Source organism: uncultured Sulfitobacter sp., from assembly GCF_947497275.1.
GTDB lineage: Bacteria > Pseudomonadota > Alphaproteobacteria > Rhodobacterales > Rhodobacteraceae > Sulfitobacter.
The window spans coordinates 126,479-143,864 of record NZ_CANMFS010000005.1; the positions used below are offsets into that span (position 1 = coordinate 126,479).

Here is a 17,386-nt window from a genome sequence, read left to right on the forward strand (position 1 = left end):
CTTCCTCCCTGGGTTTCGCCCTTATGTCCGGGCTGCCGCATCATTACACGTCTTGGGTTCAGTGACACCCCGTGGCAACCACCGGTTTTCCGCCCAAAATGGCACCGGGGAATTCCCTAGGTTGCCAGCGCGACAAGCTGGCTGGACGTGCGCGCCCCGAATTTGCGCAACAGATTGGCGCGGTGAAATTCGACCGTCTTGGGGCTGATGCCAAGCTGGATCGCGATCTCCTTCGTCGAGTTTCCCCGGGCGACCAGATCAAGGATTTCGCGTTCGCGCGGGGTCAGACCGGCAGCACTGCTCTTGTCACCTGCGATGACAGCATTTGGGGTACGCGCGGGAGGTGCGATCCGACGGCGCCAGTATAGGACGCAAGCCGCGAGAACAAGCACTAGCAAGGGTATCACGACAAAACGCGTGGGCCGATCCCGCTTCTCATTCAATAGCGCCAGCCGCGCCTGAAACGCATCGGTCAATTCGGCGGCGCTGTGGTAGGGGACCGGTGCGGTCCACATATCGACCATGCCGTGCACCTGCGCCAAATCGCTACCCTGCGCCATCAGGAGAGCGAGCGTCACACGGTCGTTCAGCGCCGGATCAGCGGAGGCGAGGGCGGCGAAAGGCCATTCGGGGTACAGCCCCGTGCTGATCCGGTCGGGGTGACTATATGTGACGTTGGCATTGAGGTAGGTGAAGCTGTCAGGATCGATACGTCCTTCCAGGGCCATCTCTTCGATCAGACCGCTTCGGACGATCCCTATGTCGGCCTCGCCGCGCGCGACCTGCAGAACGATTTCGTCCATCGGGAAGCCAATGAATTTCAACTGAACATCTTCCGCGAAAATATCTACACCGGCGCGGTCGATTTCGTACCATGCCACCTGGAAACCGCCGAACGCGCTGAGATCGACCGCCGACACCGAGCGCATCGAAATGTCTTGAAGACCTTCGATGCCGGTACCCTTGCGGGCAATGATGGTGCTGCCGAATTGCCCCGCAAAGGTTCCGTCCGATTTTTGCTGCGCGCGCGATGCAAGAACGCTCATCCTGTTGGCCCGGTTCAGGGTAACGAAATGTCCAGGATTGGTAGCGATGTAATCAAGCTGACCCGTGTTGATCTGCGTCTGTGCCGAAGAAAGCGTCATCGGAACGATGTGGAAGGACCAATCCGGAATTGTGGCGTTCAGATACTCGCTCAGCGCAAGCCACCGCAGTTGGATCTGTTCCGATCCGCGGTATGCAAGCACGCCGATGTGCGCCTCTTTCCGGCTGTCTTGCGCTGCAGCACCCCCTTGCAAGAAAAGACCTGCAACGCAGCAAACCAGGAAAAACTTGTACATGATACGCCCCCGCACCCAATCCTACGCAGGTAGTGGTCGGCGTGGCAAGTGGTCGCAGCTGTGGCGGTCAACGTCGCGCAAAACGGCCAGCCGCGATGGCTGGCCTAGCTGGGATACGACGGATCGGTCAGCCCTTGATAAGGCCCATGCTTTCGAGTTTCAGCAGTACCTGATGCGCGCAGTTGTCGACATCCACGTTTTCCGTCTCGACCGACAATTCGGGGCTTTCGGGCACGTCATACGGATCGGAGATGCCGGTGAACTCCTTGATCTTGCCTTCACGGGCCAGTTTGTACAGCCCCTTGCGGTCGCGGCGTTCGCATTCCTCGATCGAGGTGGCGACATGGACTTCAACGAAGGCACCGAAAGATTCAACATCCTCGCGCACCGCACGGCGGGTGGTGGCATAGGGCGCAATGGGTGCGCAGATGGCGATGCCGCCGTTCTTGGTGATCTCGCTCGCGACATAACCGATGCGGCGGATGTTCAGATCACGGTGTTCCTTGCTAAAGCCCAACTCGGAGGAGAGGTTCTTGCGCACGATATCACCATCCAGCAGCGTCACCGGGCGTCCGCCCTGTTCCATCAGTTTGACCATCAAGGCGTTCGCGATGGTCGATTTGCCCGAGCCCGAGAAGCCGGTGAAAAATACGGTAAAGCCCTGTTGCGCGCGCGGGGGGCGGGTGCGGCGCAGCTCGGCCACCACTTCGGGAAAAGAGAACCATTCGGGGATCTCCAGACCTTCCTGTAGGCGGCGGCGCAATTCGGTGCCCGAGATGTTGAGGATCGTGACATCGTCCTTGTCCGCGATCTCGTCCATCGCCTCATACTGGGCGCGTTCCTGCACCCAGACCATGTGTTTGAAATCGACCATCTCGATGCCCATTTCGGCCTCGTGTTCGCGGAACAGATCCTGCGCGTCATAGGGGCCATAGAAATCGTCACCGGCGGAATTCTTGCCCGGGCCAGCGTGATCGCGGCCGACGATGAAATGGGTGCAGCCGTGGTTCTTGCGGATCAGACCGTGCCAGACCGCTTCGCGCGGACCCGCCATGCGCATCGCGAGATTCAGCAGGGACATCGACGTGGTGGCCTGCGGGTACTGGTCCAGCACCGCCTCGTAGCAGCGCACGCGGGTAAAGTGATCAACATCGCCGGGTTTGGTCAGACCGACGACGGGATGGATCAGCAGGTTCGCCTGCGCCTCGCGCGCGGCGCGAAAGGTCAGCTCCTGATGCGCACGGTGCAGCGGGTTGCGGGTCTGGAACGCGACAACCTTGCGCCAGCCCATCTTGCGAAAATAGGCGCGCAACTCGTTCGGTGTATCGCGGCGCGCCTTGAAATCATAGTGGACCGGCTGCTGGATGCCGGTGATCGGACCGCCCAGATAGACCTTGGCCGCCTGATTGTGCAGATAGTTGACGGCCGGGTGCGCATCGTCGTCGGCCCCGAACACCTTTTCCGCCTCATGGGCCTTGTTCGGCACCCACCGGTCGGTCACCGTCATCGTGGCGAGGATCACGCCTTCCTGATCGCGCAGCGCGATGTCCTGCCCGATTTCCAGCTTGTCCGCAAAGGCTTCGGTCACATCGAGGGTGATCGGCATTGGCCAAAGCTGGCCATCCGCCAGACGCATGTTTTCCACTACGCTGTCGTAATCCGCCTCGCTCAGGAACCCCTTGAGCGGGTTGAAGCCGCCGTTCATCAGCAACTCCAGATCGCAGATCTGTCGCGGAGTCAGATCGTGACTGGCCAGATCGCCCGCTTCCGCTTTCAGCTTTTGCGCGGAGTCGTATGAGACGTAGAGTTCGGGAAGGGGGGCGAGATTGGGAATTTGCATCGGTTTGCTCACATCAGGGATCGCGGCCTCGTGCCGCCGTTCTCCGCCTCCTAGACCCCGGATGCAGTCAGAATCAAGTCGGCAGCGAATTTTTTGCGCAATTCATTGCCGCGCGTGAGATATTTACAGTGTTTTGGTGACACAGACGGGAGCGACGCAAAGAACGCTCCCGCCGATTGATGCAGACCGAGCGCTAGGCGCCCTCTTTGACCGGTGCACCATACCCTAAGGGAAGCGACGTGTCCTTGCCCTCGTCATCGCCATGCTCTGCCAGAAAACGCTCCGCTTCCAGCGCGGCCATGCACCCCATGCCCGCAGAGGTCACGGCCTGACGATACTTGTGATCGGTCAGGTCGCCAGCGGCGAAAACACCGGGAATGGAGGTTTCGGTGCTGTCCGGCTTGGTCACGACATACCCGCCCATGTGCGTTTCGAGAGTGTCTTTCACCAGTTCATTCGCCGGCGCATGGCCGATGGCCACAAAAACACCCTTGCACGGAATATCCGTGATCTCGCCGGTTTTGGTGTGTTTCACTTTCACGCCTTCGACGCCCAGCGGATTGTCTGTGCCATAGACTTCATCAAGCTGGTGAAACCACAGCGGTTCGATCTTGGGGTTCTTCATCAGCCGGTCGATCAGGATCTTCTCGGCGCGCAATTCGTCGCGACGGTGGATCAGCGTCACCTTGGAAGCAAAATTGGTGAGGAACAGCGCCTCTTCGACCGCGGTGTTGCCGCCGCCGATCACCACGATCTCCTGTCCGCGATAGAAAAAGCCGTCACAGGTTGCACAGGCCGAAACGCCGAAGCCCTTGAACTTCTCTTCGCTCTCCAATCCAAGCCATTTCGCCCGTGCCCCGGTGGCGAGGACAAGGGCGTCGGCCAAATACGTCGTTCCGCTGTCACCTTTCGCGGTGAACGGGCTCTTTGACAGGTCCAGATCGGTGATGATATCGCCGATGATCTCGGTACCCATCGCCTTGGCGTGCGCTTCCATGCGCACCATCAGATCGGGGCCTTGTACCTCGGTGTCACCGGGCCAGTTCTCGACCTCGGTAGTGGTCGTGAGCTGCCCGCCCGGCTCGATCCCCTGCACGAGGATCGGATCGAGCATGGCGCGGCTGGCGTAAACGCCGGCAGTATATCCGGCAGGGCCGGAACCAATGATCAAAAGCTTGGTCTTGCGAGTCTCGGCCATGTGGCGCCCCCTTTGGGAATCTGAATTGGTTGCAAAGGATATATACATGCCGCCGACGGGCTTAAACCCCACGCGTGTACGCGTGCCGCTATTGCGACGTACGAAAATGCGGGCCGCTCGAATCCGGAAATCACGGGGGAAGGGCCGCAAGGCAACGAATCCTTCTGGCAAGTGTTGCGCGTATAGAATATTGCGTAAGCGCGAAACAATGTTGCGCGCACAGCGGTTAGGCGTATAACAATCGCAAATCTGTAGGGGGATATATGGCAGGGCCACGGCTTGATCCGATTGACCGGAAAATTCTGGCTGAATTGCAGGCGGACGGGCGTATGACCAACGTCGAACTGGCCAAACGGGTGGGGATTTCCGCGCCGCCTTGCCTGCGCCGCGTGCGCACCCTCGAAGAGCAGGGCTTCATCAAAGGCTATCATGCGGATGTCGACGCGCGCGAGCTTGGTTTCGAAGTGCAGGTATTCGCGATGGTCGGCCTGAACAGTCAGGCCGAAGCGGATCTATCCGCGTTCGAAGAACGCTGTCGCGGCTGGTCGTTGGTACGCGAGTGCCACATGCTCAACGGCGAGGTTGATTTCATGCTCAAATGCGTAGCTCCCGACCTGTCGAGCTTTCAGAGTTTTCTTACCGGCAAGCTGCTGACCGCCCCGAACGTGGCCAGCGTCAAGACCAGCCTTGTGATCAGGGATGCCAAGGATGAGCCGGGCGTGCCTTTCGACGTGCTCGAAGAGCGCCTGCGCGTCGAGGCCTGAACCGCCACGCCGGATCGGTTGCTCCGTCCGGTGGGTCACGAAGCGCGCTAGTGTGTGTCGGTTTCCGGTGCGCGCGGATGGGCCAGCGGTCCGAAATCAGAAACATGGCTGATCTGCGGGAAAAGCGAGAGAAAGCGGTCCCGGATCGAATAACTGACGTCGCGCGGTGCCTGGGTGCCGGGATGAAACGTCTCCATTTCGATGCCGTCCACCGATATCGCCGCATGGCGGGTCAGGCAGATATGAAACAGGCGCGTCGGTGTCGGCGGCGTGACCTGAATGACGTTGACCCCATCGACGAAACGCGACGCGGGCGTTAGCAGCTGCTTGCCGTCCGCAATGCCGCGCAGGGCGGGCGGGGTGTGCAGGATGCGCGCGCCCGGTCCCACGGTCAGCGACCGTTCGGGCCGCGACGGGCCCAGACTGTCGGGCATGATCCGGATCAACGGGGTCCGCTTGCCGGTGTCGGCGGGCGAGAACGTCGATGTGCCGATCCACGCAAGCTCGGCGGGCTCGCCCGTCGATGTGTGGATCATGTCGCCCGGTTGCAGATCCTCGACGGCGACGGGCCCCATCGTGGTCCGGATCAGGCTGCCATGGGTGAACGCGGAAAAAGCACTCTCGAACAGCGGGGTCGTCGGTGCGGTGCTTTGCCCGATAAAAAGCGAGCCGTCCGTGCGCAGCGCCGCAACTTCGTACGACCGCTTGGGCAACTGCACGGCAGGCTTTTCACCTTTGGAAGACGTCAATGAAGAGTGGGTCATTCCGAATCTTTCAGCGCGCACCGACGCACGCGCGGCAACAGGATTGGCAGTTAATGTCATGCGAACACCTTAACGGGTTGGTCACATCCGCGTCGGCCCCCACCGACAACGACGGAAATAACAGATTGGTCATTTCATGTCTTTGGTGAGGCCTAATTCGCCATGATCCGAACGCATTGTCAAAGTTTTCGCGACATCGGGCGCTGCCAGGGCACCAATACCGATGAATTTATCGAATTTGTTTCGATGAAGCGCGTGCGCAGCGCCATATTCTCGCGCAACGAGAAAGCCCCCGCGCACGAATCAACCGTGCGCAGGGGCTGCGTGAATCTGGTGTCGGGGCAGGTGCCCCCGGAGCGAGGGTCAGGCTGTCTTGCGCAGTGGCAACGCGGCCGATTGACGTTTGGCGATGAACGCCGCGCGCCTTGTGCTACGCGCCCAAGGCATGACCGTGTCATTCTCGGCGGCGGCCTTCGTGATCGATTTGATGAAGCGTGCGTTGGTTTTCATAGCCCTGTTTCCCGTTGCTCTGGTGATGTGCGGCTGAATGCCTCTGTGGAAATCATTATGACCGGGCAATAGGGCCGGTTTTTGGCATTGTCGGAAAAGTTTCAGAAAACCCCCAGATCGGCGAGGCCGAATTAAGGCCGCTCGGTCAAATTGTTTTTGGCAGTTGATACATAGATGAAATCAACTGCTTCGTGCCGGAATCGGTGCCGTTCAACAGTGCGTTTCCCAAATCGCATCAATCGTTTGGGGCCGTATCCGGGCACCGCGCGCCGCATTCTTGCCGGTTTTCAAAGCGCGATGGATGCGATCAGCCGGCCATAGTCGGCTTCTTTTGCGCGCGTCGTCCGCCGATAGGAATAAAATCTGTCCGGATCGGAAAACGTACAATGGCGCGTCCATTCCGCGTGGCCAACGCCCGCCGCGCGCAACCGGTTCAATCCAAAGCCGGGAAGGTCGAACAACATCCTGTCGCCTTCGCCATTGATGAAGTAGCGGGCAAAGTCCGGGTCTTCGTCCAGAAAACAGTCCATGAACTCCGGCCCGACCTCATAGGCGCGCTGGCTGATGGAGGGCCCGATCACAGCGGTGATCTTCTCGCGTGTGGCGCCGAGGGCAATCATCGCTTCCACCGTCGCCTCCAGGATACCGTCAAGCGCGCCGCGCCACCCGGCGTGGGCTGCCCCGATGACACCGGCCGCCTGCTCGGCGAACAGCACCGGCTGGCAATCGGCGCTGAGCACCGACAGGGCAAGACCCGGTGTTTTCGTCACCAGCGCATCGGCGCGGGGCTTGTTTGCCAATGGTCCTGCAACCGGCAGCGCGGTGGCGGAATGCACTTGGTGCGCGCCGATCAGATGATCGGGCGTCACCCCCATCGCGGCTGCGACACGTGCGCGGTTGATAGAGACGATTTCGGTCTGATCGGTAGAGCCTTGACCGCAGTTCAGCCCCGAGAAAACGCCCGACGACGCACCGCCGCGGCGGGTAAAAAAGCCGTGTTTGACATTAGCCAAAGCGTCACTGGTAAGAATTTCGAGCGTCATGTTTCCAATCCGGGCAGCATCGCGTCCTCTGGGGCAACCACACCGATCACCTTGAACAGGTTTCCCATTTCCTGAGGGTGCGTCAACCGCCGATGTGCCGCGATGTGGCTTTCGAGTGCCGGTCCGCTCAGCCGGTCGGAAAGCGCCCGCGCACGCGCTGTAATGCCCAGCCGTTCTAGGAAAACGCCCTGCGGTGTGACACGGCTGTGCGTGCATTGACCGCAGGCCGAAACCAGCGCCTCGAAGTCCACATGCGCGGTCAGATCCGCGGTGCCGGGGGTGGCCAGCGGGTCTGTCGCGTCGTGGTCGCGCACCGCTTGCAACGTATCGCCCAACGACCGCCAGTCGCCGTAATCCACGATCAGCGCGGCACCGCCGTGACGCGCGATCCGGTCGGCGACGATGCCCAGCACCGGCGCAAGACCGGGGCAATGTTCGATCAGGTCTCCGTCGCGGGTGTCGTCCAGCCGGTGCACAAGCACGGGTTGCGGCTGTGCCGGACCCAGCCCGAAGACGAGATCGTCGCCTGCCAGCCCCACCTGCCGCTCGCGCCAGCCGTCGCCATCGCGCACGAACTGGCGCACCGGCAGCGCATCGAAAAATTCGTTGGCGATCAGGAAGGTCGGCTGTTCCGGCAGGTCCTCTATTTTCGAAATCCAGCGGGGGCGGTGGTGCGACAGCGTTTCGGCCTGCACGCCGCGCAGGGCCTGCGATGCTTCGTAAAGGACGATCTGCGCCGCTTCGGTAAACCCCGGCACGCCGCGTGTCGCGCGCAGGATGTCGGCCATCAAGGTGCCGCGTCCAGGCCCAAGTTCGGCCAGCGTAAAGGTATCCGGCGCACCCCGGTCCAGCCACGCCTGCGCGAGCGACAGGCCGATCATTTCGCCGAACATCTGGCTGATCTCCGGTGCCGTTACGAAATCGCCCGCGCTGCCAAAGGGAGCGCGGTTTGTGTAGTATCCGTGGGTGGGGTGCAGCAGGCAGGCGGCCATGTAATCGCTGACACGCATCGGCCCTTCGCTGCGGATCTGCGCGATCAATATGTCGCGCAGGCTCATGGTTCGGTGCGCGGCAGACGGCGGGCGCGCAGGATCAGCAGCCCACCCACGGCAATCATTGGCAGACTGAGGATTTGACCCATTGTCAGTCCCAGATCGCCGATCTGCCACACATAGCCCAACGGATTGCTGGGCGAGACGAATTGCGCATCGGGCTGGCGCACCAACTCGACCAGAAAGCGCGCGATGCCATAGCCGGCGAGGAACGTTCCCATGATCACACCGGGCGTCTTGAACGCCCTCTTGCGCCAGGCCAGCCAGATCAGAACGCCGCCCAAGACAACCCCTTCGAGAGCCGCCTCATACAGCTGCGAAGGATGCCGTGCACACAGGCCGACCACCTGCGGACAGTACTGCGCCGCCTCGGTCGGAAATGCGACACCCCACGGCAGATCCGTGGGCCTTCCCCACAATTCCGCGTTGATGAAATTGGCGAGACGCCCCAGCAAAAGACCCGGCGGGATGCCGAGGGCGATCAGATCCCCGGCGCTGATCTTCGGAATGGCCCGCCGCCACGTATAGAAGAGAGCGGCCAGTATCACACCCAATGCACCGCCATGAAACGACATGCCGCCCTCCCAGACTTTGATGATCTGGCTTGGGTTTGAAAGATAAAAGCCGGGCTGGTAGAACAGGACATACCCCAGACGCCCGCCGACGATGACGCCGATGATAATCCATGTCAGCAAATCTTCGAGGCGGGCGGGCGACATGACGGGGGTTTGCGCTGGCCAGAGCCGTGGCGTAGCAGCGGCGCGCACGGCCAGCCGCCAGCCCAACAAGATGCCGACGATATAGGCCAGCGCATACCAGCGCAGTGCGAATGTCATGCCGAACAGGGAGATCGAGAATATCTCGGGCGCGATGTCGGGGAAGGGAAGAAGAGCAATCATGCGCTGATTGAGCGCGGCTGGGCGGGGAAGTCAACCTTGCACGGAGGCCCGTCGCACCCCATATAGGCGGAACAGTCACCGGAGAGTAAACATGCAGACCCGCAACAAGATTTTCGACGACCTCAGCCAGATCATGACCAACGCAATGGGCGTGGCGCAGGGGGCCAAGGACGAGGCGGAGAACGCCATGAAAGGTCTGATGGACCGCTGGCTCGCTGATCGCGATTTCGTGACCCGCGAGGAGTTCGATGCCGTTCGTGCAATGGCGCAGAAAGCGCGCGAAGAGAACGAGGCCCTCAAGGCGCGGCTCGAGACGCTCGAAGGCAAATCCTGAGACCCACGTATGCGCCGCAAGGCGCACAGCACTCATCCGGTGTGATGTGGCTATCCTGAACCGACCGTCCAGATAACCCGACGGGCGGGGACACCGCGCCGCCCGAAGCGCGTTTGCGCCGAACACAGTCGGACCAGGTAATCGGCGTCCAAACGATGCTATATCTGGCGTTATCCACTATTCATTTGCGGTTATCCCCAGAAAAACACTTGCCAGACCCTGTTCGGACCGCCACCATATCTAGTATGACGCACAGGCAAGTTCGCGTTTTCTAGCGGAAGCACCCAAGCAATGGGGGCGTTTCGGGGCCTCCATCGCTAGGCGATAACAAAAAAAGGTGGCAAAATGGCCCTGTCCGAGCAGTACATCGAAGACGATATTCACCCCATCGACATCGTCGAAAACCTTGCAGCCTATCACGACTGGGATTTCGACCGCATATCTGACGAGCAGATCGCGATGGCCGTCGAAGGCCAGTGGCGGACCTATTCAGTGACGCTGGCATGGTCCGCATTCGACGAAACCCTGCGTTTGATCTGTACCTTCGAGATGGAGCCGCCAGAGGATAAGTTGCCGTCCCTTTATCATCTTCTGAACGATGTGAACGACCGCTGCTGGGCGGGCGCTTTCACGTATTGGGTAGATCAACAGGTGATGGTGTACCGCTACGGACTTGTGCTGTCTGGCGGTCATGTGGCCAGCCCTGAACAGATCGACACGATGATCGCCGCCGCCGTGATGAGTGCCGAGCGCTACTATCCGGCAGTGCAATTGGTCGTTTGGGGCGACAAAAGCCCCGCCGATGCGCTGCAAGTCGCCATTGCGGAGGCTTACGGGCGCGCGTAACCCTGTTCCCCGAAGAAATGAGGGGAAATACCATGAAAGACACACGGATTGCCCGCGACGGGCTCGTACTGCTGGGGTGCGGCAAGATGGGTTCTGCCATGCTCGAAGGCTGGCTTGCGCGCGGATTGCCAGCTGCCTCGGTCTGGGTGCAGGATCCTTACCCGTCGGATTGGGTGCAGGCGCAGGGGATCAACCTGAACACGGATATGCCCGCCCATCCGGCGATCGTGCTCGTGGCGGTGAAACCTCAGATGATGGCCGACGCGCTGCCGACGTTGCGGGCGATGGGCAACGGCAAGACGCTGTTCGTCAGCGTTGCTGCGGGCACGCCGATCCAATTCTTCGAAAATACGCTTGGTGCCGAGACCCCGGTTGTCCGCGCAATGCCGAACACCCCTGCTGCGATCTCGAAAGGGATCACGGCAATCGTCGGGAACGACCGCGCGGGCGATGATGGATTGGCCGAAGCGGAAACACTGTTGTCGGCGGTGGGCGACGTCGTGCGGCTGACGCAAGAAGCACAGATCGATGCCGTCACCGGCGTCAGCGGCTCTGGTCCGGCCTATGTTTTCCACATGATGGAAGCGCTCGCCGATGCCGGTGCGGCGCAGGGTTTGCCACGCGACCTTGCCTTGCAACTGGCCAAGGCCACAGTCGCGGGAGCGGGCGCGCTTGCCATGGCCGCGGACGAAGATCCCAGCCAGCTGCGCGTTAATGTGACCAGCCCGAACGGGACGACCCAAGCGGGTCTGGACGTGCTGATGGACACAAAGACGGGCCTTGCGCCGCTGATCGCACGAACGGTCGCCGCTGCGGCGGACCGCTCGCGGGAGCTCTCGCATGGATGACATTTCGTTCGACGATTTCCTGAAGGTCGACGTGCGCACTGGCCGCGTCATCCGGGCCGAACCGTTTCCTGAGGCGCGCAAGCCCGCAATCAAGCTGTGGATCGATTTTGGCGATGACATCGGGGTGCGCAAGACATCGGCACAGCTTACGGTGCATTACACGCCGGAGGGGCTGATCGGTCGTCAGGTGATGGCAGTTGTGAACTTTCCCGCCCGGCAAATCGGGCCCTTCATGTCCGAGGTTCTAGTTTTGGGAGTACCGGATGAAAACGGCGCGGTCGTGTTGGTCGCGCCGGATCACGAGACCCCGGCAGGAGGGCGGATGCATTGAAAAGGGTATTGATTTCCAGAATTTTGCCGGATGAAGTTTATGCCGCTCTGAGCAGTTTCGATGTCGTGCGGCGGGACCGGACCCAACCGCTGGCCGCGGACGAGATGCGCGACGCGCTGCGCGATTTCGACGTCGTGATGCCAACCCTCGGAGATCGCTTTTCGGCCGACGTTTTCGACGATGTGCCCAACCCGCGGTGCCGGCTGCTGGCGAATTTCGGGGTCGGGTACAACCATATCGACGTTGACGCGGCGAAAGCTGCTGGCATTACGATCACCAACACGCCCGGCGCCGTCACCGATGCCACTGCGGATATTGCAATGACACTGATGTTGGTGAGCGCGCGGCGCGCCGGAGAAGGCGAGCGTCTGGTCCGGTCGGGGAACTGGGAGGGTTGGCATCCGACACAGATGCTCGGCCTGCACCTAAGCGGAAAAGCCGTTGGAATTGTCGGAATGGGCCGCATCGGCGAGGCTATCGCACGGCGCTGTCATTTCGGTTTCGGTATGTCGGTGGCCTATCACAGCCGGACCCGCAAGGAGCTGACCTTTGACGCCAGATACCACAATGATATCGTGGCATTGGCGGGTGAAGTGGATGTTCTTGTCGTCGCGGTTCCGGGCGGTCCGCAAACCCATCATTTGATCAATGCTGACGTGCTGGCGGCGATGCGGCAGCATGCGCGTTTGATCAACATCGCGCGCGGCGATGTTGTGTCACAAACCGCCCTGATCGACGCTTTGAAAGCGAGCTCGATAGGGGGTGCCGGGCTAGACGTTTATGAGTTCGAACCGGAGGTGCCAGAGAGCTTGCGCGCTCTGGATAACGTAGTGCTGTTGCCGCATTTAGGCACGGCAACACGGGAGGTACGTGTGGATATGGGCCTTATGGTTGTTCGAAATATACAAGCATTTCTGAACGACGAAACGCCGCCCAACGTGGTTTAGAGATCCTCCACGGCCCGCCGCCAATGCTTGCGGCACAGTGAGACGTAGGTTTCGTTGCCCCCGATCTTTACCTGTGCTCCCTCACGCAGGACGCGCCCCTCGGAGTCCTGCCGCACCACCATCGTTGCCTTTTTCCCGCAGTGACAGATTGTCCGAATTTCGCGCATTTCGTCCGATAGCGCCAGCAACGCAGCCGATCCGGGGAAAAGCTTGCCCATGAAGTCGACGCGCAAGCCGTAACACATGATCGGCACGCGCAGGTCATCGACGGCACGGGCAAGTTGCCAGACTTGATTTTCGCTGAGAAATTGCGCTTCATCCACAAAAACGCAGGCGCAAGGCTGGGCTGCAATACGCTGCTTGATCTTCGAAAACAGGTCTTCGTCCGTCGCGAATGTATCTGCATTCTGGCCGATACCGATGCGCGATGAAATACGGCCTTCTCCGGCGCGGTTGTCAAACTGCGCGGTGAGCAAATAGGTCGCCATGCCTCGTTCCATGTAGTTGTGCGCAGCTTGCAGCAACAGGGTGGATTTGCCCGCGTTCATGGTGGAGTAATTGAAATACAGCTTTGCCATGGCGGCATTTACACGCTCACAAACGTTCATCGCAAGGGGTTCGCGGCGGTTTTCAGAAAGGGCGTGCAGAATGCACTAGGACTGGCAGGGCGTTGTTTGTACGGTTGCCCGGATGAGGGCAGTCAGGGATTGAACGATGCGTGCGGCCGGTAGCTATTTGAAGAAACACACCGAAGCGTTGGTCAAGGCGGTGGGAGTGGAAGCTGCCTGCGACGCGACTGGCAAATCGAAAGCCACGATCGGGCGGTACTATTCGGATCATGACGAGCACGCGGATCGCTTCATGCCGGTTGATGCGGTGGCGCAGCTGGAAGCTGTGGCCGGATTTCCCCATGTGACGCAAGCCCTTGCGGAACTTTCGGGTGCGCATATCGATTTCGACGCAAGGCGACCGAACGATATGTCAACCGGCGGTGTCAATTCAGACGTGATCGCGCTGAGCCAGCGGTTTGCGATGTTGATGGCAGAGTATCAGCAATCCATTACCGACGGGTTAATTACCGTAACCGAGGCGAAGCGGTTGCTCAGGGAGACATCGCAACTCCAGCAGGTGCTTGTCGATATGAAGCTGCATCTGGAAGACGAAAGCGGGCGCTGACCCCTTTTTATTCAACGCGATGGCGAAGGGTGCTACGACGGTCAGCCGTGCTTTTGGACGACGACTGAGCCTACCGAGTATCCTGCGCCGAAAGAGCAGATGAGGCCCGTCTCGCCGTCTTTGAGATCGTCGGAATATTTGGAAAAGGCGATGATCGAACCTGCGGACGAGGTATTCGCATAGTCTTGCAGAATATTCGGCTGTTCTCCGGGTTCCGGAACACGGCCCAAAACCTTGCGGCCAATGAAGTCGTTCATGGATTTGTTCGCCTGATGCAGCCAAAGCCTTTTGAGATCAGATGCTTCGACGCCAGTTTCTGCCAGATGCCCTGCGATATGGTCACTGACCATCGGCAGAACCTCCTTAAAGACCTTTCGCCCGTTTTGCATGAACTGCATATCGCGGCGGTCTGCAACGCCATCGGGGCGCGAGCGGCGCAAGAAGCCGTTGTTGTTGCGGATATTATTCGAGAACTCGGTCGCGCAGCGCGTTGATTTTATTTCAAAATAGGGACCCGAAGCATCCTCGCTGCGCTCAATCAACATAGCGGTTGCAACGTCCCCGAAAATGAAGTGACAGTCGCGGTCGCGCCATTCGAGATGGGCGGAGCAGATCTCGGGGTTGACGATCAGGGCGCTGCGGATTGAGCCGGAGCGGATCATGTCGGCGGCGGCCTGTATTCCGAACGTCGCGGAGGAGCAGGCGACGTTCATATCGAAGGCGAAGCCATTGATTTCCAACAGGTCCTGTATCTCGATAGCGACTGCAGGATAGGCGCGTTCGAGATTAGAGGCGGCGCAGATCACGGCGTCGACGTCTGCAGCCGTCCTGCCCGCGGCGGCCAGCGCCTTTTGCGCGGCATCAAGGGCCATTTCCGCCATCAAGGAAGGCTCGTCGTCGGTGCGTTGGCGGAGCAGGGGATGCATGATATGGGGATCGAGGATTCCCGTCTTATCAATGACATACCGCTGTTCTATGCCGGACGCCTTGAGGATAAATTCCTCCGACGAGGGGTCTTTGGCCGGCAGCGTCCCGGCGGCGATTTCGTCGCTGTGTTCGGCGTTGTAGATATCCACATAGGCGTTGAATGCTTTGACCAGTTCGGCATTCGTGATGACCTGATCCGGGGTAAAGACGCCGGTTCCAGTGATCGCGGGTGTGTACATCTTGAAATCCTCTTTATGGTCAGATGGTTGGCGCGGTGAATTGCTGTGGATAACACCATTCGAGGCGAAATGGCACAGGATGTACACTGCGCGTACACCGGACGTGCATACGCTTTGTTCGCACGTTTTTAACCAAAATTTTGCAAACTGCCCATGGGAAATCTGAGAAGGAACGCGGCATGGCGGGACGGGGCAGGATACAGCAAGAGCACTTTAACTATTTTGTCGATCTGATGAAACAGATCGAATGGGACCTGCACCGCGAGATGATCGACGCGGGGCGGGTGCCCGACGCGTGGCACGAGATTGCGCAGGGCAAAACGCGGCAAGCCAAGACGCGGCTGACGATCAGGCTGGAGGAGGACGTGGTAAAGTTCTTTCGCAAGATGGGGCCGGGGTACCAGCAGCGGATGAACGACGTTCTGTCGGCGTGGATGCACGGACGGCTGGCGGCGCTGATCAAGGGACCGGACGCGGGCGATATCGACCTGGAGCTGATGCGAACGGAGTGGCGCACACGGCTGGGAGACCAGGAGCTGAGCGATCGCAATCTGGTGCGTGGAGCCGATGGGCGGATCTTTGATGTGGAGGGGATGCGGTATCTGGAAGAAGGGGAGGAGTGATGAAGAAGGGTTTAGCACGTGCGCACAGCGACGATCCGCAGCGCAGTCAGCGATGGCGACTTCAGGGCCACCGGTACACAAACGGTTCTCTGATTGCGGCTGGGTCGAGCGGCATTGCTGTCTGTTCGTCCGGAGTCGTGGTTCTGTCAGAGATCGCGTGGCGCGCCTCATGATCGTTTTCGGTGGTGAATCGTTTCCAATGTCGTTTGCGGGCTAAGGTCAGTTATATCGCTGTAACAGGGTCCCTCGGCCCCTAAAGTGAAATTGCCCAGAGCCTCAAACGCCTCGTGAGGCTCGTACCGGAATGAAGAGGTGAACCCAAAAAAGTCACCAAAGCAACTCGTCGCTCACGCGGGGCAACGAAAGCGATTGCTCGCCAGCTGCAACGCCTAACGCCCAGATTTTTCACCGATATAGGTGGATCTTGAACCTGCCGTGAATGTCAGTTCCGAGCCTTCAGTCGATGTTCAACATCTTCTGGGCCAGCCAGATAGTCGCTCCACCACATGTTGGATCTTCTTTGACATGATCAATCACTTCGAAGCCATTCTCCTGCAATAGGTGGCGATATTCGGTGCTGTCCAAGCTTCCATGATACAAAGGCTGGCCTGCGTATGTCCCAATTGCTTCGCCCAGCGATGTGCCACTGGTGAACATCAAGGCTGCACCGGGACAGCAGAGACGGCTGAAGGTTTTGAATATCGGGCGCTGATCTTCGGGCGTTAGGTGGAAAAAGCTGTGCCACGCTATCACGCCATGAAATTTTCCCAATGACGGCAGGTTACGCATATCAGCGGCTATCCACGTGTGTTCGGGAAAGCTCTTCCGCGCAATGTTGGTCATTGCAGCGGCACCGTCAACGCCGGTGATCTGACACTTGTTGTCGATGAAATACCTCGCAATCGGTTGACCCGAGCCACAACCAAGGTCCAGAATATTTCGCCCACCGCTCAGCGTGAGTGCGAGAAACCGATCCAGCCAGAGCTGTTCAAAGAGCGTTTGCGTCCGCAGACCATTCCAGGATGAGGCATTTTCCTGATAAAGGTGTATGATGGCGTCGGCAGCATTTTCAGGCATTGGTATATTCACTTTCGATCATCACCAGATCAAGGTGTCATCACAAACGGCCACGCCATTCAGTATAGCGGACTCCAGAGATGCAGACCCGCCTTTCTGGAAGGTCGTGGAAGTCAGGTTCAAGCCCTAATTACCCGATGGCGTCCGCTTAGGCACGGGGCGTTCCATAAAGCAGTGAATGTCCGACTGTTCGATTTCTTCAAACCCGTTGCGACGATAGAGTGCGCCGACCGGGTTCCAATGTAAGTGTTCAAGCCTGACAGGCAGTCGCAACTCATCGGCGATCAACAGGCAGTGCTTCAGAACTCTTGAGCCGATCCCTTGGCGTTGGAACTTGGGAAACAAATAGAATTCCCCAAATCTGATGTGATCAGGAAATGTCTGAAAGGACAGTGTTCCAAGTCGGTTAGCCCCCTGTCGGATCTCGGAGAAGGGTTTCTGAGAATATCGCTTGAGGTGTAAATCGCGTTGAAACGCGTCGTCCCACCCCCATCGCGGAACAATATGCGGCCCCATCGCCGCATGTTTAGCTTCGAAGGCAAACTCCTCGTCTTCGAAATGCGGCCCCAGTCTAGGGAATGTAATATCTGGACCAAGTTCGGGAATATCCATTTTGGTATGATAGCCT

The 17,386-nt window shown here is 59.5% G+C and carries 20 protein-coding genes; 9 read left to right on the forward strand and 11 right to left on the reverse strand.

The genetic code is table 11. The features are described from left to right. Nucleotides 1-116: 116 nt before the first annotated feature. The 3 genes from Q1A06_RS12145 to trxB all read right to left on the reverse strand — a co-directional run bounded on the left by Q1A06_RS12145 (nucleotide 117) and on the right by trxB (nucleotide 4,378). Entirely contained in the window at nucleotides 117-1,340 is a 1,224-nt protein-coding gene (locus tag Q1A06_RS12145) for a PhnD/SsuA/transferrin family substrate-binding protein (protein ID WP_299563722.1), read from the reverse strand. Between the two features lie 127 nt (nucleotides 1,341-1,467). Then, on the reverse strand, nucleotides 1,468-3,180 hold the full coding sequence (locus Q1A06_RS12150; protein ID WP_299563725.1) for a bifunctional sulfate adenylyltransferase/adenylylsulfate kinase: 1,713 nt from the start codon (nucleotides 3,178-3,180) through the stop codon (nucleotides 1,468-1,470). A gap of 193 nt (nucleotides 3,181-3,373) precedes the next feature. Beyond that, nucleotides 3,374-4,378, reverse strand: coding sequence for a thioredoxin-disulfide reductase (gene trxB, locus Q1A06_RS12155; RefSeq protein WP_299563728.1), 1,005 nt, complete (start codon nucleotides 4,376-4,378; stop codon nucleotides 3,374-3,376). A gap of 263 nt (nucleotides 4,379-4,641) precedes the next feature. On the opposite strand from trxB, the gene Q1A06_RS12160 reads away from it, so the two are divergent. After that, nucleotides 4,642-5,142 carry an Lrp/AsnC family transcriptional regulator gene (locus Q1A06_RS12160; RefSeq protein WP_299563731.1) on the forward strand — a complete coding sequence of 167 codons (501 nt, stop codon included), beginning with the start codon at nucleotides 4,642-4,644 and terminating at the stop codon, nucleotides 5,140-5,142. A gap of 47 nt (nucleotides 5,143-5,189) precedes the next feature. Here the strand turns inward: Q1A06_RS12160 and Q1A06_RS12165 are convergent, their stop codons facing one another. After that, nucleotides 5,190-5,906 carry a Hint domain-containing protein gene (locus Q1A06_RS12165; RefSeq protein WP_299563734.1) on the reverse strand — a complete coding sequence of 239 codons (717 nt, stop codon included), beginning with the start codon at nucleotides 5,904-5,906 and terminating at the stop codon, nucleotides 5,190-5,192. Nucleotides 5,907-6,315: 409 nt separating this feature from the next. Between Q1A06_RS12165 and Q1A06_RS12170 the strand changes: the two genes are divergently transcribed. Continuing rightward, nucleotides 6,316-6,453 carry a hypothetical protein gene (locus tag Q1A06_RS12170; protein ID WP_299563737.1) on the forward strand — a complete coding sequence of 46 codons (138 nt, stop codon included), beginning with the start codon at nucleotides 6,316-6,318 and terminating at the stop codon, nucleotides 6,451-6,453. Between the two features lie 250 nt (nucleotides 6,454-6,703). Here the strand turns inward: Q1A06_RS12170 and pgeF are convergent, their stop codons facing one another. Genes pgeF through lgt form a run of 3 tightly spaced genes read right to left on the reverse strand, consistent with a single transcriptional unit; the run spans nucleotide 6,704 to nucleotide 9,410 of the window. After that, on the reverse strand, nucleotides 6,704-7,459 hold the full coding sequence (gene pgeF, locus Q1A06_RS12175; RefSeq protein ID WP_299563740.1) for a peptidoglycan editing factor PgeF: 756 nt from the start codon (nucleotides 7,457-7,459) through the stop codon (nucleotides 6,704-6,706). Beyond that, the gene (locus Q1A06_RS12180) at nucleotides 7,456-8,517 is read right to left on the reverse strand and encodes an SAM-dependent methyltransferase (RefSeq protein ID WP_299563743.1); all 1,062 of its coding nucleotides are present in this window, start codon (nucleotides 8,515-8,517) and stop codon (nucleotides 7,456-7,458) included. The genes pgeF and Q1A06_RS12180 overlap by 4 nt, the downstream gene beginning before the upstream one ends. Beyond that, on the reverse strand, nucleotides 8,514-9,410 hold the full coding sequence (lgt, locus tag Q1A06_RS12185) for a prolipoprotein diacylglyceryl transferase (RefSeq protein ID WP_299563746.1): 897 nt from the start codon (nucleotides 9,408-9,410) through the stop codon (nucleotides 8,514-8,516). The genes Q1A06_RS12180 and lgt overlap by 4 nt, the downstream gene beginning before the upstream one ends. Before the next feature lie 91 nt (nucleotides 9,411-9,501). Here lgt and Q1A06_RS12190 point away from each other — a divergent pair, with 91 nt between their 5' ends. The 5 genes from Q1A06_RS12190 to Q1A06_RS12210 all read left to right on the forward strand — a co-directional run bounded on the left by Q1A06_RS12190 (nucleotide 9,502) and on the right by Q1A06_RS12210 (nucleotide 12,716). Continuing rightward, a complete protein-coding gene (locus Q1A06_RS12190; protein ID WP_299563749.1) occupies nucleotides 9,502-9,744 on the forward strand; it encodes an accessory factor UbiK family protein in 243 nt (80 codons plus the stop codon). A 345-nt stretch (nucleotides 9,745-10,089) separates the two neighbouring features. Continuing rightward, nucleotides 10,090-10,590, forward strand: coding sequence for a YbjN domain-containing protein (locus Q1A06_RS12195; protein ID WP_299563752.1), 501 nt, complete (start codon nucleotides 10,090-10,092; stop codon nucleotides 10,588-10,590). A gap of 32 nt (nucleotides 10,591-10,622) precedes the next feature. After that, entirely contained in the window at nucleotides 10,623-11,438 is an 816-nt protein-coding gene (proC, locus tag Q1A06_RS12200; protein WP_299563754.1) for a pyrroline-5-carboxylate reductase, read from the forward strand. After that, complete coding sequence (locus Q1A06_RS12205; protein WP_299563756.1) at nucleotides 11,431-11,769, forward strand: tRNA-binding protein; 339 nt, start codon at nucleotides 11,431-11,433, stop codon at nucleotides 11,767-11,769. The genes proC and Q1A06_RS12205 overlap by 8 nt, the downstream gene beginning before the upstream one ends. Then, nucleotides 11,766-12,716: a D-glycerate dehydrogenase gene (locus Q1A06_RS12210; RefSeq protein WP_299563759.1), complete on the forward strand. Its 951-nt coding sequence runs from the start codon at nucleotides 11,766-11,768 to the stop codon at nucleotides 12,714-12,716. Before Q1A06_RS12205 ends, Q1A06_RS12210 begins: the two co-directional genes overlap by 4 nt. Here Q1A06_RS12210 and Q1A06_RS12215 read toward each other — a convergent pair. Then, nucleotides 12,713-13,294 (reverse strand): thymidine kinase, encoded by a 582-nt coding sequence (locus Q1A06_RS12215; RefSeq protein WP_299563762.1) that lies wholly within the window; start codon nucleotides 13,292-13,294, stop codon nucleotides 12,713-12,715. The genes Q1A06_RS12210 and Q1A06_RS12215 overlap by 4 nt on opposite strands. Nucleotides 13,295-13,430: 136 nt before the next feature. Between Q1A06_RS12215 and Q1A06_RS12220 the strand changes: the two genes are divergently transcribed. After that, entirely contained in the window at nucleotides 13,431-13,892 is a 462-nt protein-coding gene (locus Q1A06_RS12220) for a hypothetical protein (protein WP_299563765.1), read from the forward strand. 41 nt (nucleotides 13,893-13,933) lie between these two features. Here the strand turns inward: Q1A06_RS12220 and Q1A06_RS12225 are convergent, their stop codons facing one another. Further along, nucleotides 13,934-15,058: a beta-ketoacyl-ACP synthase III gene (locus Q1A06_RS12225; protein WP_299563768.1), complete on the reverse strand. Its 1,125-nt coding sequence runs from the start codon at nucleotides 15,056-15,058 to the stop codon at nucleotides 13,934-13,936. Nucleotides 15,059-15,237: 179 nt separating this feature from the next. Between Q1A06_RS12225 and Q1A06_RS12230 the strand changes: the two genes are divergently transcribed. Continuing rightward, nucleotides 15,238-15,681 (forward strand): BrnA antitoxin family protein, encoded by a 444-nt coding sequence (locus Q1A06_RS12230; RefSeq protein ID WP_299563771.1) that lies wholly within the window; start codon nucleotides 15,238-15,240, stop codon nucleotides 15,679-15,681. A gap of 456 nt (nucleotides 15,682-16,137) precedes the next feature. Here the strand turns inward: Q1A06_RS12230 and Q1A06_RS12235 are convergent, their stop codons facing one another. After that, nucleotides 16,138-16,758, reverse strand: a complete 621-nt coding sequence (locus tag Q1A06_RS12235; protein ID WP_299563774.1) for a class I SAM-dependent methyltransferase — start codon at nucleotides 16,756-16,758, stop codon at nucleotides 16,138-16,140. A gap of 126 nt (nucleotides 16,759-16,884) precedes the next feature. Continuing rightward, nucleotides 16,885-17,370: a GNAT family N-acetyltransferase gene (locus Q1A06_RS12240; RefSeq protein ID WP_299563777.1), complete on the reverse strand. Its 486-nt coding sequence runs from the start codon at nucleotides 17,368-17,370 to the stop codon at nucleotides 16,885-16,887. Between the last annotated feature and the right edge of the window lie 16 nt (nucleotides 17,371-17,386).